The following is a 14536-nucleotide window of genomic DNA, read 5'->3' as shown; positions in this document are numbered from 1 at the left end:
ACAATTATAAAAAATTATACTTACTTAGAGATGCATTAAAAACAGAATTAGGATTAAATCAAACAAAGGTTGCTTAATTTATGCGGAGTCTCTCTGAAATAATTTCAACTAAATTTGACTTTTTGCCCGAGCGAAGGTATTCCAAAATCTTACGCGCATCTTCTTTGGTTACATTTTGAAAAGTCATCTGAGTAGCGTAGAGCCCCAGTAATTTTCTGGCTTCGGGGTGTTTTTGCGCCATTTCAGCGGGATTTAGAATCATGTTCATTATATACTCGGGAGTTCTTCTCTTGGTCACATCTCCCAATGCGGGACCCGTGTATCTTTCGTTCAATTTATGGCATTGAGTGCATTTTGCTTCGAAAATTTCCTTGCCGCTCCGGGCCATTATCTGATCGATAGTTTCGGGCACGTTAATTTTTTCTTTTACGGGGCCTATGCCGTTTTCATATTCGAAAACAGTAAGTCCGAATTTTGCGGCTAATTTTTCTTTTGCCGTATCGCTCGGCTGATTTTTATCTTCCGATCCGCAGGCATTTAAGACCAGAACGGCTAACAGTAAAACGACAGAAATATTTTTCATTTTTTATCTCCTGTTAATTAATTGATTTTCCAGTTCGACCGATTTGGGAAACAAGATGTTATTTTCCAAATGGATATGAAGATGAAGATCAAACTCGAATTCTTTCAGGCATTCGTAAAGAAGCGAAAACGTTGCGCAGGCGTCTGCCGGCAGTTTATAATTATCCGTGATCTTTTTAAATACAGAAAGTCTCTCTGCAGCCAGGTCATGTTCTCTGACCATTTGAGCAACCGGATTATTGATGGTGCCATAACCTTTTGTTTTCGGTTTTTCGCCCAACTTTTTGGTTTCTACAAGATATTTTATCAACGGAAAAAGAACTCGCTCTTCTTTTGCCATATGACCGTTTAACTCCTCCGACAAAAGCCGGAACTCTTTTTTCAATTCATTCAGATATCCGTATTTCTCGCCGTGTGCGTTAACTACTTTACGAAGGAGTTCATTTATTACAGGAAGTTTTTCATACAGATAACCGTGATGCTTATCCACTATATAAACGCAAAGTTTATCCGGCTCCATACCAAGGAAGTCTATCGTCTCTTTTTTCTCTTTAACCTTATCTTCAACAAAAGGCATTAACTGATTTATAAAATTTTCAGGTTCAATCCCTCTTTCCTCCAGCGCCTCGGCTAATAATTGATTCCCACCGCAACAGTAATCAATCGAATATTTTTCGAATAATTTCGCCGATTCGATATTTTCTTTTACGAACTCGGCGACGGGCTTATTCAAATCTTCAACCGTCATGCCGCCTCCTTTATATCGGTATATTATGTCCGATTTTGATATAAAAAATTTTATGTTATTCTTTCGCCTGTAATTGAATAATTCTTGATAGTATTATTAAAATCCGCTATAAAACTCTTCCACTCTGTGCAGAACGGGCATGAATTTCTATTACACGATTCTTTCATATCGAAAATACAATCGCTTATATGTTCGTCGTATCCGAGCGCTTTGAAGACTTTTTCGAAACTGACGCCCGAAGGGTCGGCGGCAAGATAGAAACCTCCGCCTTTTCCTTTTTTTGAATTTAATATCCCTTCGTACGACAGTATTTGCATAATCTTGGAAATAAATTCCTTGGGCAATCGTAATTGTCTGGAAATTTCCGCTGCGGTAAATACCTCGTCCCGCCCGATTTCCATCAGATAAAAAAGGACTCTTATACCGTACCTTATTTTACTATTGAGCAGCACCATAATCAGAATTTTTATTCTGTTTCAAATTAGGAACTTTTTTTTCTTTTGTCAAGGATATTTTATCTTTTTTATTTTTTTGTTGACATTGGACGAAACGGAGCATAAATTTAATATCGGAATTTATAGTCTGTTTATAAAACGAAAGGACTGTTATGAGGGAAAAGAAAAAAATAACACGAAACGTCGAAAAGGCGGTTCAGAAATATAGATTTGCCGTTCAGGTTCTTTTTGCGCTGCTCTGCATCTGGATTGGCGTTGAATTTACTGTTTTCGTCAAATCCCTGGAAGCGGGAAATCCTGAGATGGTATCTTCGCGTCCCGCGGGAGTGGAAGGCTTTTTGCCGATAAGCGCATTGATGAGCGTTTATTATTTTTTTGCAACCGGAGAACTACATCCGGCGCACCCGGCGGGATTTTTTATTTTTCTGGCTATCGTTGGCGTATCTTTCGTCGTGGGAAAATCTTTTTGCAGCTGGCTTTGTCCCATCGGAACACTTTCGGAAACCATAGGAGACTTCGGCGAAAAAATCTGGCATAAATTATTCAAAAAGAGAATCAAGCTGCCGAGGTTTATCGACTACCCGTTGCGTTCTCTTAAATATCTTCTGCTCGGTTTCTTTGTGTATGCTATTTTCTTTTCGATGACAATAAACGCGCTCAAGGCTTTCCTCGACGGACCATATAATCTCGTAGCCGATATTAAAATGTATTACTTTTTTGCCAATATCAGCAGATTCTCGCTAACCGTAATTGCCGTTCTTTTTGTTCTTTCGATTTTCATCAGGAATTTCTGGTGCCGGTATCTTTGTCCTTACGGAGCTTTGCTCGGGCTAATTTCGTTCTTAAGTCCTCTCAAAATAAAAAGGGAAGCCAAAAGTTGTATCGATTGCGGGCTATGCGCAAAAGCTTGTCCTTCTTTTATTAAAGTGGACAAGGTCGATACTGTCCGCTCCGACGAGTGTTCGATGTGCCTGAGCTGCGTGGACGCCTGTCCTGTAGCCGACACATTATATGTTCAAACGAAAGTAACCGACAAAAAAATTTCAAAAAAAATTGTGGTATTAGCCGTAATAACTACATATATTGCAATAACAGGAATCGGTATTCTCACAGGGCATTGGAAAAATAATATTTCCGGAAAGGAATACATTATTTTACACGAACAAATCGACAATTTAGGTCATCCGACAAGTACTGCCGACATCGAAAAATTAAACAAAGAAACAGAAACCGGAGTTAATAAATGAACAACGGAAAAAAGTCATTTTTCAGAAAGACAATCGAATTCCTGTCTCCGCCGGACAACTGGAAATTTCCGGTCATTCTCACACTCGGTATTATTACCGGTCTGGTTTTTCATATTCTCTATGTTTCCAACGCAGTATCATACGTATCCGACGATCCGGAGGTTTGCGTAAACTGCCACGTAATGAATCCCGAATATGCAACGTGGCAAAGAGGAAGTCACGGCAAAGTAGCCACCTGCAACGATTGCCATGTGCCTCAGGACAATATTATCGAAAAACTCTGGTTCAAGGCAAACGACGGTTTGCGGCACGCTACAATTTTCACGCTCAGATTGGAACCGCAGGTAATTCAAATTAAAGAAGCGGGCAAAAAGGCGGTTCAGGAAAATTGTATCCGGTGTCATACAAATCAGATTCATCCGATTGCTTTGAGAGCGATCAACAACCGGAGCGTAGCCGACCAGACGGAAAGATACTGCTGGGAATGCCATCGCGAAACGCCTCACGGTAAAGTCCACAGCCTTTCTTCCGCTCCTTATGCGCGAGTGCCTAAATTAAAACCGGTGGCAGAGTGGATTCTTGAAGACAAAGAAATTATCAAATAAAAACGGGGAACAAAATGAAACCAATTCAGGAAATTATCAAAGCAAAACCTTGGGTTGCATGGTTAATATTTTTTGCAACCGTAGTCGTCGTATTCCTTATCGGACTATTTGCTTCTTCGATAATCGAAAGAAGAAGCGAGTCGTTTACCCTCCAGATGGTAAAGCCGATAGCGGACTGGGAGCCCCGCAACGAAGTATGGGGTGAAAATTTCCCGCGCGAATACGAAACTTATTTGAAAACTCTCGACACAAACTATGCCAGCAAGTATGCCGGGTCGGTAACGCGCGACTATCTCGAACAAGCGCCCGAACTGGTTATAATGTGGGCGGGATACGGTTTTGCAAAAGATTATTTAACTCCAAGGGGTCACGCTTATGCCGTTAAAGATATCCGCACCACATTGAGAACCGGCGGAAATAAAGTAAGTCCTATGCCTTCCACCTGCTGGACGTGCAAAAGCACCGACGTCCCGCGCGTTATGGCAAGAGACGGAGTCGCCGAATTTTATAAAGGGAAATGGATCGACAAAGGGCATGAATTCGTTAATCCTATCGGATGCCAGGACTGTCACGACCCAAAGACAATGGATTTGAGAATTACTCGTCCCGCGCTAATCGAAGCTTTTCAACGTCAGGGTAAAGACATCGAAAGCTTCAGTCACAACGAAATGCGCTCGCTGGTTTGCGCTCAATGCCACGTTGAATATTATTTCGACAAAACAAAAGTGGAGGGCTCGCAATACCTGACATTCCCGTGGGATAAGGGCTTCAGCGTAGACGATATGGAGAAATATTATGACGAAATCGAGTTTTCCGATTGGACTCATGCTCTCAGCAAAGCTCCAATGTTGAAGGCTCAGCATCCGGATTACGAATTGTTCATAACAGGAATTCACGCCGAGAGAGGCGTTTCGTGCGCCGACTGCCACATGCCTTACAAAACCGAAGGCGGGGTTAAATTTACCGATCACCACATTCAAAGCCCTTTGAACAACATCGAAAATTCCTGCCAGGTATGCCATAGAGAAAAAACCGAAAGCTTAATCAAAAACGTTTATGACCGTCAGGACAGAATTCACGAATTAAGAAGATACGCCGAGAAAGCTCTTGCGGCTGCGCATATTGAAGCTAAGATTGCATGGGATAACGGAGCTACGGAATCCGAAATGAAAAACGCTCTCAAGTTAATTAGACATGCGCAATGGAGATGGGACTATGCTGCCGCCGCAAACGGAATGGGATTCCATGCGCCGGTAGAAGCTTTGAGAATTCTGGGCACTGCAATTCAAAAAGCAGAAGAAGCCCGCAGGGAAATTGCCGCCGTTCTGATTAAACACGGCGTAAATTATCCTGTCGCATTGCCCGACATTTCCACAAAAGAAAAAGCGCAAAAATATATCGGTCTCGACATGAAAGCTCTCGAAGCCGACAAAGAAGAATTTCTGAAGACCACAGCCGCCGAATGGGATAAAATTGCAAAAGAACGACAGGGCACATTGAAGGAATATTGATTATTTCAAGGGGCGGAGCAATCCGCTCCTTTTAATTAAACCGACAATTTATTTTAATCGAGGAGCTACAAAATGAAAAAACTTTTATTAATTCTTATTGCGCTTCCGTTTGTAATAAGCGCGCAAAACTTATACAAGTTCGACTTTCAGATAAGACCCCGATTTGAAATCGACAACAAAGACTTCAATTCGTCAACCAATCCGAATACTTTTACGGCTTTGAGAACGCGCCTCGGATTGAGTCTTAATGCCTCGGAAGACGTGAGCGCTTACATTCAATTGCAGGATTCCAGAATATTCGGTGAAGAAACCTCAACGCTGAGTAACTTAAAAAATCTCGACCTCCACCAGATTTATTTCAAAATAAACAACTTATTCGATCTGCCGGTAGACGTTAAAGTCGGAAGAATGGAATTGAAATACGGTTCGGAAAGATTTTTCGGACCGGTCGGCTGGCATAATGTGGGTCGTTCGTTCGACGGCGGAGTATTGACTTTCAAAAGTTGCCTGTTTAATGCGGATTTAATAGCGGTAAGAGAATTCGAGAAATTCAACTCAGGCGATTCGCTCGACCAGAATATTTATGCATTGATGGGCGACTTGTTTCTAGTCAAAAAATACAAAATCCAACCATTCGTGATCTGGCAGAGAGTTAATCCCACCAATTATCTCGACAGAGCCACTCTCGGATTTTATATAAAGGGAGACTTGAAAAATTTCCAACATGAAATCGACTTCGGATACCAGACCGGCTCCGCACTGGTAAACGGCAGGGAACAGGATATAAACGCAATGACATTTTCATTCAATGCGAATTATACTTTTAATCATTCGTTGAAGCCGTCGGTAGGCTTGCAGTTCGATTACGCAAGCGGCGACGATAATCCTCTCGACAACGAATACAAAGCATATTCTTCGCTCTATCCTACGGGACATAAATTTTTTGGCTACATGGATTATTTTATCAATCTGAACAGCGATACTTATAATCTCGGCATATCCGACATTGTTTTAAAATGCGGCTTCCGTCCGATAGAGGATTTAAATGTTTCGTTGAATTACCACATTTTCCGTTCGGTTGAAGAATACATTTACGCCGGAGGTTCTTCCTACGATTTCGGCTCCGAAGCAGACTTGACCTTGAAATACAATTACAATGAATATGTCGATTTTCAGGCGGGCGCTTCGCTATTTGCGCCGGGCACAATCTTCAAGAAATTGCGCGGCGAGGATACATCGTCCTGGTTTTATCTGATGGCAACAGTTAATATGTAATTTAAAATTAAATCCGTCGGAGCGGCTATTTCGCTCCGGCGGTTTCTTTAATCCAGTCTTTAATCATTTCGAGCGCGGGCGTATAAATTGTTTCTTCGATCGCTCCGTATTCAAGAGGCAACCCCGTATCGCTCTTTTGAAACAGATGATTCAATTGTTCGCAAACGACGGTTTTTACCCGTTTGTTGCCGGCGTTTTCAAGCGCGCTTTTTAGCGGCGGCATGTTTTCTTCCGGAGGCACCTGCAAGTCTTTTCCGCCCCACAATGCAAGCACTGGAACTTTTACGTTTTCGAGCGCCCAGGAAGGATTGTATTTAAGGAAAAACCGGAACCAGGGACTCAAATATGTTTTCGCTTTTCTTTCAAAGGCTTCAAAACCGTTTTCGGGCTTTTTCTTTTCTTCTTCGGGCAAGCCGGCAATTTCGTTTTTATACAGTTCTTCCAATTTTTTATAAGCCGTCAGACTGTCGGAAGAATTTGTGATAATTTCAAATACGGTTCTCAAATGCGAAACGGTTCTGTAAATTGTGGAGCTGTCGACTCCCTGAGCTTTCATAATCAATTCGGTTTGCAGGGGAATCAAATCCTTTCCGGGAATTCCCGGCGGCGCAAGCAGCACAAGGAATTTAACGTCGTCCGACGAAGCCGCCGCCATCGGAGCAATCAATCCTCCTTCGCTGTGGCCGATCAATCCGATTTTATCCAGGTCGATCTCATTTCTTGATTTGAGGTACTCGACTGCCGCTAAGGCGTCCTTCATAAAGTCTTCGGTAGTAGCGGAAGAAAAATCGCCTTCGGACTTACCGACGCCACGGTCGTCGTATCTGAGTACGGCAATTCCGTTGCGGGTCAAATAATCGGAAATAATCAAAAAAGGCTTGTGATTGAAAATTGTTTCGTCTCTGTCCTGAGGACCGGAGCCTGAAATCAAAACGACAGCGGGAAATTTTCCGTTTCTATCCGGCAGAGTCAGCGCGCCCGCAAGTTTGATTTTATCGAGCTTATTTTCAAAAACAATTTCTTCTTCAATATATGGAAAGGGTCTTTTCGGATTTTGCGGTCTTTTCACTTCGGCTGCTTTATCGGTTTTCTCTAATTGCAGCGGAAGACTATAGCCGGCTTGTTTGAAAATTCCCGTAATTTTTCCGCCTCCTTTTTCCAACGCGCCTTTATACGAAGCTCCGATTGACGCGACGGAAAACATTAGGCTGTCGTCCGTAATATTTATTTCTGTCACAGGAATATTAACCGCTCCCTGGTCGGGACTGTCCAGATGAGCGGAGAGATTACCCTCTTCGGTTTTGAATATTTTCAGAACAACTTTAAGAGACGTTTGCCCGAATTTCAAATTGCCCTGCCAAAGCGAATCGTATTTAACGCCTTCGTTTTGTGCGTTCAGTACGCAAAAGCTCAACAAAATCAGCGCGCATATCATTTTCTTCATTCTTCCCTCTTATTCTTCGGTTTTCATACTGTTAGTCGTTTTATCGCCGTCGTTTGTTTCCTTTAAGCGATTATTTTTTTTGAGGGCTTCTTTAAGAAGATATTCAATTTGAGCGTTAATGCTCCTCAAATCGTCGGCGGCCCATTTTTCCAGAGCCGCATAAATTTTATCGTCTATTCGGAGCAGAAATTTTTTCTTGTCGGCCATATCTTAAAAATTATTTCTTGACGCCTGAATCAAATATACCGGAAAAGCGGCGACCCAGGCATTTTTGTTTAATTTGTCGTTCTCTTTTTCAATAATAATTTCAAGTTTCTTTTTCTTAATGCTACTCTTTTGTTTATACAAAATCAATCTTTCGTTGCCGTAAAGGAGCTCGTGATATTTTTTGAAAGGATGCATTTGAATATAAAAGCGAAAGCCCATAGGCAATTTGAGAGTTCCGCCACTATTAAAGAATTCTTTATCAAAAAACGCAGTCGGTAGTTCGAGTCCGTAAGGACGAATGGCAATATCGCTTTTCCATATGCTTTCCCTGTAGAATTCCCATTCGCCCCAATCTCCTTCGAGTAATACGTCGTTCTTAAAAATATTGGTTGCTTTTAGAAGCGCAACCGTTTCTTCTTGGAGCCTGATTTCCAGCCGATTCTTGGTTATTGAAGGTTGAATAACCGTGAACTGCGTCCCTTTTTCGAATTTGTATTCCTTTTTCATCGTAACGCTTTTATTGATACAACGTGCCAGTATTAATAACGGGTTGAGCCTGTACTTCGGATACAAGAGCCACCATTAAATTGTTGACCATCGTGGCTTTTTTATCTTCGTCGAGCTGGACTATATGCTGTTCGCTCAGAGTTTTCAGCGCCATATCGACCATGCCGACGGCTCCTTCGACTATTTTCTGACGCGCAGCAACTACCGCTTGAGCCTGCTGACGGCGCAGCATTGCTTGAGCAATTTCGGGCGCGTACGCCAGATGACTTATTCGCGCTTCGAGTATTTCGACGCCCGCAATGTCGAGTCTCTGCTGAATATGCGTTTTTAACCGCTCGGAAATCTCGTTTTGGCTCGTACGCAGAGACATTTTTGCGTCGTCTCCGCTGTCGTAAGAATATTCTGTTGCCAGAGCTCTAATTGCCGTTTCGCTTTGAATGGCTACGAATTGCTCGTAATTCTGAACGTCGAAAATAGCGCGCGCAGAATCAACAACGCGCCATACGATTACTGCGGCAATTTCAATCGGATTTCCGTCGAGGTCGTTCACTTTAATTACGTCGCTGTTAAAATTGTGAATGCGCAAAGAGACCTTCTTCTTAAGTGTAAGAGGATTAACCCACCAGAAGCCCGAATTTTTTACCGTGCCGATATACTTTCCGAACAAAATCAGCACTTTCGATTCGTTCGGCTGAATGATAATAAATCCAAGCGGGTAAATCGCAATGACTACAACCAAAACAATAAACGCAAGAAGTTTTTCGCCTTCGGGATGTTTGGCATAGCTCCCGAATATGTAGAGAGTAAGAAGAAACAAAACAAGATAAACTACAGCCATCAGATAGCCGTTTAATTTTACCGCGTTTTTTTCGACTACTTTTTCCATAATCCCTCCCAAATGTGATATTGCAATGATATCATATTAATATCTTACAAGCAAGAAAAAAAATTACTATATTTATACTAACGAACGTTCGTATTATGAAAACACGCGATAAAATAATTTCTGCAGCTTTAAAATTATTCTCCGAATACGGATTTAATGCGGCTTCCGTAAGGCAGATAGCGGCAGAATCGGGAATCAGAGAAAGCTCGATTTACAATCATTTCCGTTCCAAAGACGAGATATTAATTCAGCTAATTAAAAATTATTCCCGTATAAATTCAGAGAAAGAAATAATTAACGAGGATTTGCTCGATAAACTTTCCGATCCTGTCGATTTTTTTGTGCGCTTGTCCGAAGAACTTCTCAAATCGTGGTCGTCGCCCGAAGAAATTAAATTCACGAGACTAATTATTTCCGAACAATTCGGTAATATAGGTGGGCTAAACATTTCCGTATCGATTCTTTTCGACGAAACGAGAAAAATAGTTAAATTAATCCTGACCGAAATGAAGAAGAATAAATTAATCGAGGGGGACGTCGATTTTCTTGCGGAAGAATTTCTGTCGCCATTATTTTTCATACGGCTCGAAAAAATGACTTCGCTTCCGATAGATAAATCGATCTACGAAACGGCGCGTAAGCACGCGCGCTTTTTCTGGCAAAATATAAAACGGAGATAAATGTGCTAACGGGCATACCATCAAAAGAAGACATTCTCGCAGCCGCCGGTATAATCAAAGAGAAAGCTCACAGAACACCGCTGCTCTCTTCTTCGGCTATCAACTCGATGTTCGGCTGTACGATTTTATTCAAATGCGAAAACTTTCAAAAAGCGGGCGCATTTAAGTTCAGAGGAGCTTATTATAGTTTGAAATCGTTGTCGCCGTCGGAACTGCAAAAGGGAGTAACGACTCACTCATCCGGCAATCACGCCGCCGCTTTGGCGTTATCGGCCAAACTCTCTAACTCAAAAGCGTATATCGTGATGCCCGAAACGGCGCCGAAAATCAAGAAAGACGCCGTGCGTACATACGGAGCCGAAATCTTTTTTTGTCAACCGAACTTAAAATCGAGAATCGAAAAAGTCGAGGAGGTGATTGCCCAAACCGGCGCAACTTTAATCCATCCGTACGACAATTATACCGTAATTGCCGGGCAGGCAACCTGCGCGCTCGAGATATTCGAAGAAGTTAAAGACGCCGATTATATTATAGCTCCCGTAGGCGGCGGAGGATTGTTGAGCGGAACATGCCTTTCGGCAAAGTATTTTTCGCCTTCGGTTAAAGTAATAGGAGCCGAACCGAAAGGCGCCGACGACGCTTACCGTTCGATTCGCGACGGCTATATTCATCCTTCGGTCAATCCCAAAACAATCTGCGACGGATTATTAACGCAACTGTGCGACAAGACTTTTGAAATAATCAAAAACAACGCGGAGAGAATCATTACCTGCAGCGACGATTCGGTAATCGAATCGATGAGATTAATCTGGGAAAGAATGAAAATCATAGTGGAACCTTCGGCGGCAATAACGCTGGCCGCCATTATGGAAAATCAGATTTTATTCGAAGGGAAAAGAGTGGTTTGTATATTATCGGGAGGCAATGTCGACCTGAATCGCCTCCCGTGGAATTCATAATATTATTCTTATTCTTTGCTCAAAAATTCGATAATGGCTTTGCAAAAAGCCGGAAGATCGTCCGGTCTTCTGCTCGATATCATATGTCTGTCGACGACAACGGGTTCGTCAATCCATACCGCTCCGGCATTCTCGATGTCGTCTTTAATGCCCGGCGTTGAAGTACATTTGAATCCTTTCATTATTTTTGCCGAAATCGGAATCCATCCGGCGTGGCAAATGTGCGCCACAAGCTTGCCGTTTTCGTGAAACCGTCTCGTTAAATCGAGCACTTTTTCGACGCGTCTCAGTTTATCGGGCGCAAAGCCGCCGGGAATTATCAATCCGTCGAAATCCTTTTCTTCAACGTCGTTGTACGACACGTCGGCTTTACACGGATACCCGTTTTTTCCGCGATATATTTTTCCGGATTCCGGTCCCGCCACCGTCACCAGGGCGCCTTCTTCAATCATTCTGAGTTTCGGATACCATAATTCGAGGTCTTCGTATACATCGTCTACGAACATTAAAATCTTTTTTCCGTCGAGCATAATTCTTTCCTTTCAAATAATTATTAATAATCATTCATATAAATCAGCCGCGTCGCAGAAAAGTTCATTTCAGTACATTATCGGTATAAAATCCGATTACCTTTTTGACATGTTCCTCGCATACTTTACAGAACGGTTTTGTACCTTTGGAAAACATCAGGCAGTCGAGCATCGGTCGGTACATTCCCTTTGACGAATATCCCGCTCCTTCGAATGCGCCGATTTTGTTCCAATACTTTGAATTGCGCAGGTATTTGTCGACTTCGGCGCTGTGCTCTTTGTCCTTCCTGTTATATTCTTCCTGCAATTTATTTATTTCTTCGGCTGGGGCTTTCATTTTTTTCAACCGGGCAATTTGTTTGTTTAGCTCGGCGCGTTCCTTCTGCCATTGTAAATCCATCTTGTCGAATTCTTCTTTTTCCCACGGCGTCGGCAGTTCGATTCCCGGACTCAAAAGCGATTTCCATTTAATATTATCTTTATCGAGCAGCCGGGTTATATTCGGCTCTACCGGTTCAATTCCTTGCGGATAGAATTCGTTGTAAGCTACCGAGCTGGTATAATATTCGTCGGCGAGTCCGCCGAAGGAGTGTCCGAATTCATGCAAAAAGATATAATCGCTGAATTGATTGTCGGAAGTAAAAGTGCAATAAAAATTATAGATTCCTCCGCCTCCGTATCTTTCGGTATTGCACATAATATAGATTGCGTCGTAGGGTACAAGAGCCGCCAGGTCTCTCATTGCTTTGTTGTCTTCGGTCAAAACGTAGCGCTCCGAACCGAGCGAATAGAAAGTGGTTCCGAGCAGATTATTCTTAAATATACCGGCTCCCGGCTCGTCGATTCCGCTTTCTTCGGAAGCTTTATAAATTCCGGTTATATTGATTTTGTCCTTGAATTGATTGTAAGGCGGAAAATTCATCATTAATTCGGTATAATGGTTCAGGTCTTTCCGGAATTTTTCTTCTTCTTTAATTGAGTATCCGTCTCCCAGAATCAAAACGTCCAGACATTCATGCGGTCCGCCGGCTACGTGCGATTTGATTATTTTCGCCCCGCTGTCGGCAAATTCCTTTTTGACAACAGTAACGTCTTCCGGATCGATTACGGTCGAATAAATTTCGTTGAGCCGGTTCGAGCGGTCGCGTTTTTCGAGAACGAATTTAATTTTCTTTTTTGGAGCGGGTATAATTGCGCTTTCGTGATACGTTCTCAAAATTCCCGTAGCGGCTTCTTCCGTGGTTTGATATTCCTTAAAATAACTGTCGAATCCTTTCGAATAGATCAGCTTGTCATCTTCGGCGTCGTAAATTTTGTAATAATAGGCGCCGTTGTCGAAGCGGTCAATCAGATTAACCATTCCGCCTGCCCAGACGCCGTAAACATAAATTCTGTCTAAGCTCACAAATTCCCTTTCCGAATCGCCTGTATGGTGGTAGTCGATCCGCATTGTTTTGTCTTCAAAGTATTTTTCGAATTCGGTTTGCGCGTTAATCGACACCCCGCAAAAAACAACAAAGAATAATACGTTTAATAATTTTCTCATGGTTTTATTCCCGCAATTTTTTAAAAATAAAGTTTATAATCAGTCGTAAAAATTAATCAAATCAAAACGAAAATTCCCTGCAAAATAAAATCTGCAATTTGCAGTTTAAAAATCTCCGTAAGAAAAAAAATAAATTTTTTATTGAAATTAAGCGTTAATCTATTTAAGTTGCTCGCATAAGAGGGGAGCAGAACAGAAAAAGACAGATTACCGTATTACGTCATCCGTTTCTCCAAGACTATTCTCGTCTGTAAATAATAAGGTAATTTACCATGCGTAAACTTATGATTATCATTTGCATTATTGGGGGATTAATAAGTTGTAACGATTCTACTACAGATTCAAATCCACCTTTCAAACATCCAAAAGAGATGACATGGTCGGCCGACACTCTCCCCGTACCCGAATACGCCATACAAGTTCTACCGGAAGATTTAACTGTTATCGCTCCCGATAATATCTGGTTGGCTACCTGGGTAGGGCACGCTCAATTTATGCATTTCGACGGCGACAAATGGTCTTTGGCTCATGAAATTGCCGGCGGTATTTTCTCCCTTACATACGATAACTACAACAGATTATGGGCCGGCGGTTATTCAAACAATATTTATATCGGCTACTTTGACGGATTTAATTGGAACAGAGTCGACGATATGGGCGTCACAGGAGCTATACTTGACATGACGACAGACGAAGAAGGGAACATTTGGGCTTGCGGCAGAAACGGCGTCGTCCTCAAATATTCACAGTCTTCAGATCAATGGTTCCTCGACACTGTTATTGTGGGGTATCATAAATCTCATCCCGAAACCGAGTATTTTCTACGAAGCATTCAATCTTTTAATAAAAAAAGATATCTCATTGCATGGGTTATCGACTTTAATAGAGTTAAAAATATTTATTATTTTATCGAAGGAAAGTTAAACAATTGGGAGGTTGTCGACTCAATCGTCTCCGAAGGGCGCTCAAATTCTATTACTTTTGGCAATCGGGGAATTTTTCATCTTGACAACAACAAATTATATACTTACGGAAGTTTGGGACTATGGTATAGAATTAATTCCGAGTGGATCAAATTATACGATTCGAGTAGTTCTATTTATGATGTAAGCGGAGCAGATGCAAAATACCTTCTGGCTGTGGGTCCATTTAAGAGCATAACATATTACAATGGCTCCTACTGGGAGGATCTGGCTAATCTTTTTAGTATTTCCGATCCAGAATTTGTATTTAACAATGTCTGGACGAACGGCTACCAAACTGTCATTGCAGGATATGGTAACGTAGACGGCATTACAAAAACAATCGTATGGCGCGGCAGGTAAATACTACATATCTCCTTTGTAATCGAAAA

The 14536-nt window shown here is 42.0% G+C and carries 16 protein-coding genes; 7 read left to right on the top strand and 9 right to left on the bottom strand.

Translation table 11 applies throughout. The features are described 5' to 3' along the window. Nucleotides 1-73: 73 nt before the first annotated feature. The 3 genes from ACOYVE_RS11960 to ACOYVE_RS11950 are packed head-to-tail and all read right to left on the bottom strand — an operon-like array spanning nt 74 to nt 1785. Nucleotides 74-583, bottom strand: coding sequence for a c-type cytochrome (locus tag ACOYVE_RS11960; RefSeq protein WP_422882159.1), 510 nt, complete (start codon nt 581-583; stop codon nt 74-76). Between the two features lie 3 nt (nt 584-586). Then, nucleotides 587-1330: an iron-sulfur cluster repair di-iron protein gene (gene ric, locus ACOYVE_RS11955; protein WP_422882157.1), complete on the bottom strand. Its 744-nt coding sequence runs from the start codon at nt 1328-1330 to the stop codon at nt 587-589. A 50-nt stretch (nt 1331-1380) separates the two neighbouring features. Next, a complete protein-coding gene (locus ACOYVE_RS11950) occupies nt 1381-1785 on the bottom strand; it encodes an RrF2 family transcriptional regulator (RefSeq protein WP_422882156.1) in 405 nt (134 codons plus the stop codon). A 152-nt stretch (nt 1786-1937) separates the two neighbouring features. Between ACOYVE_RS11950 and ACOYVE_RS11945 the strand changes: the two genes are divergently transcribed. The 4 genes from ACOYVE_RS11945 (at nt 1938) to ACOYVE_RS11930 (ending at nt 6423) form a co-directional block, all read left to right on the top strand. Then, a complete protein-coding gene (locus ACOYVE_RS11945) occupies nt 1938-3032 on the top strand; it encodes a 4Fe-4S binding protein (protein WP_422882154.1) in 1095 nt (364 codons plus the stop codon). Then, nucleotides 3029-3637: a cytochrome c nitrite reductase small subunit gene (gene nrfH / locus ACOYVE_RS11940; RefSeq protein ID WP_422882153.1), complete on the top strand. Its 609-nt coding sequence runs from the start codon at nt 3029-3031 to the stop codon at nt 3635-3637. Before ACOYVE_RS11945 ends, nrfH begins: the two co-directional genes overlap by 4 nt. 14 nt (nt 3638-3651) lie before the next feature. Then, entirely contained in the window at nt 3652-5148 is a 1497-nt protein-coding gene (gene nrfA / locus ACOYVE_RS11935) for an ammonia-forming cytochrome c nitrite reductase (protein ID WP_014855773.1), read from the top strand. Nucleotides 5149-5220: 72 nt separating this feature from the next. Then, on the top strand, nt 5221-6423 hold the full coding sequence (locus tag ACOYVE_RS11930) for an alginate export family protein (protein ID WP_014855772.1): 1203 nt from the start codon (nt 5221-5223) through the stop codon (nt 6421-6423). A 25-nt stretch (nt 6424-6448) separates the two neighbouring features. Here ACOYVE_RS11930 and ACOYVE_RS11925 read toward each other — a convergent pair whose 3' ends face one another. The 4 genes from ACOYVE_RS11925 to ACOYVE_RS11910 are packed head-to-tail and all read right to left on the bottom strand — an operon-like array spanning nt 6449 to nt 9467. Then, entirely contained in the window at nt 6449-7867 is a 1419-nt protein-coding gene (locus ACOYVE_RS11925) for an alpha/beta hydrolase family protein (RefSeq protein ID WP_422882150.1), read from the bottom strand. A gap of 9 nt (nt 7868-7876) precedes the next feature. Then, a complete protein-coding gene (locus tag ACOYVE_RS11920) occupies nt 7877-8074 on the bottom strand; it encodes a hypothetical protein (RefSeq protein ID WP_014855770.1) in 198 nt (65 codons plus the stop codon). 3 nt (nt 8075-8077) lie between these two features. Continuing rightward, nucleotides 8078-8581 (bottom strand): hypothetical protein, encoded by a 504-nt coding sequence (locus ACOYVE_RS11915; protein WP_014855769.1) that lies wholly within the window; start codon nt 8579-8581, stop codon nt 8078-8080. A 10-nt stretch (nt 8582-8591) separates the two neighbouring features. After that, the gene (locus ACOYVE_RS11910; protein WP_422882148.1) at nt 8592-9467 is read right to left on the bottom strand and encodes an SPFH domain-containing protein; all 876 of its coding nucleotides are present in this window, start codon (nt 9465-9467) and stop codon (nt 8592-8594) included. Nucleotides 9468-9562: 95 nt separating this feature from the next. Here ACOYVE_RS11910 and ACOYVE_RS11905 point away from each other — a divergent pair, with 95 nt between their 5' ends. Beyond that, complete coding sequence (locus ACOYVE_RS11905) at nt 9563-10147, top strand: TetR/AcrR family transcriptional regulator (protein ID WP_422882146.1); 585 nt, start codon at nt 9563-9565, stop codon at nt 10145-10147. Between the two features lie 2 nt (nt 10148-10149). Continuing rightward, entirely contained in the window at nt 10150-11106 is a 957-nt protein-coding gene (locus ACOYVE_RS11900; RefSeq protein WP_014855766.1) for a threonine ammonia-lyase, read from the top strand. An 8-nt stretch (nt 11107-11114) separates the two neighbouring features. On the opposite strand, the gene ACOYVE_RS11895 is transcribed toward ACOYVE_RS11900, so the two are convergent. Further along, entirely contained in the window at nt 11115-11636 is a 522-nt protein-coding gene (locus ACOYVE_RS11895) for a type 1 glutamine amidotransferase domain-containing protein (protein WP_014855765.1), read from the bottom strand. Between the two features lie 64 nt (nt 11637-11700). Next, on the bottom strand, nt 11701-13182 hold the full coding sequence (locus ACOYVE_RS11890; RefSeq protein WP_422882144.1) for a M64 family metallopeptidase: 1482 nt from the start codon (nt 13180-13182) through the stop codon (nt 11701-11703). A gap of 272 nt (nt 13183-13454) precedes the next feature. Here ACOYVE_RS11890 and ACOYVE_RS11885 point away from each other — a divergent pair, with 272 nt between their 5' ends. After that, entirely contained in the window at nt 13455-14507 is a 1053-nt protein-coding gene (locus tag ACOYVE_RS11885) for a hypothetical protein (RefSeq protein WP_422882142.1), read from the top strand. The last annotated feature ends 29 nt before the right edge of the window (nt 14508-14536 follow it).

The organism is Melioribacter sp. (genome assembly GCF_049325435.1).
Taxonomy (GTDB): Bacteria; Bacteroidota; Ignavibacteria; order Ignavibacteriales; family Melioribacteraceae; genus Melioribacter; species Melioribacter roseus.
This window is presented reverse-complemented; position numbering and strand designations above follow the sequence as displayed.

Coding starts and splice junctions, on each gene's coding strand:
- ACOYVE_RS11960 (WP_422882159.1), bottom strand. CDS start 583: ATGAAAAATATTTCTGTCGTTTTACTGTTAGCCGTTCTGGTCTTAAAT.
- ric (WP_422882157.1), bottom strand. CDS start 1,330: ATGACGGTTGAAGATTTGAATAAGCCCGTCGCCGAGTTCGTAAAAGAA.
- ACOYVE_RS11950 (WP_422882156.1), bottom strand. CDS start 1,785: ATGGTGCTGCTCAATAGTAAAATAAGGTACGGTATAAGAGTCCTTTTT.
- ACOYVE_RS11945 (WP_422882154.1), top strand. CDS start 1,938: ATGAGGGAAAAGAAAAAAATAACACGAAACGTCGAAAAGGCGGTTCAG.
- nrfH (WP_422882153.1), top strand. CDS start 3,029: ATGAACAACGGAAAAAAGTCATTTTTCAGAAAGACAATCGAATTCCTG.
- nrfA (WP_014855773.1), top strand. CDS start 3,652: ATGAAACCAATTCAGGAAATTATCAAAGCAAAACCTTGGGTTGCATGG.
- ACOYVE_RS11930 (WP_014855772.1), top strand. CDS start 5,221: ATGAAAAAACTTTTATTAATTCTTATTGCGCTTCCGTTTGTAATAAGC.
- ACOYVE_RS11925 (WP_422882150.1), bottom strand. CDS start 7,867: ATGAAGAAAATGATATGCGCGCTGATTTTGTTGAGCTTTTGCGTACTG.
- ACOYVE_RS11920 (WP_014855770.1), bottom strand. CDS start 8,074: ATGGCCGACAAGAAAAAATTTCTGCTCCGAATAGACGATAAAATTTAT.
- ACOYVE_RS11915 (WP_014855769.1), bottom strand. CDS start 8,581: ATGAAAAAGGAATACAAATTCGAAAAAGGGACGCAGTTCACGGTTATT.
- ACOYVE_RS11910 (WP_422882148.1), bottom strand. CDS start 9,467: ATGGAAAAAGTAGTCGAAAAAAACGCGGTAAAATTAAACGGCTATCTG.
- ACOYVE_RS11905 (WP_422882146.1), top strand. CDS start 9,563: ATGAAAACACGCGATAAAATAATTTCTGCAGCTTTAAAATTATTCTCC.
- ACOYVE_RS11895 (WP_014855765.1), bottom strand. CDS start 11,636: ATGCTCGACGGAAAAAAGATTTTAATGTTCGTAGACGATGTATACGAA.
- ACOYVE_RS11890 (WP_422882144.1), bottom strand. CDS start 13,182: ATGAGAAAATTATTAAACGTATTATTCTTTGTTGTTTTTTGCGGGGTG.
- ACOYVE_RS11885 (WP_422882142.1), top strand. CDS start 13,455: ATGCGTAAACTTATGATTATCATTTGCATTATTGGGGGATTAATAAGT.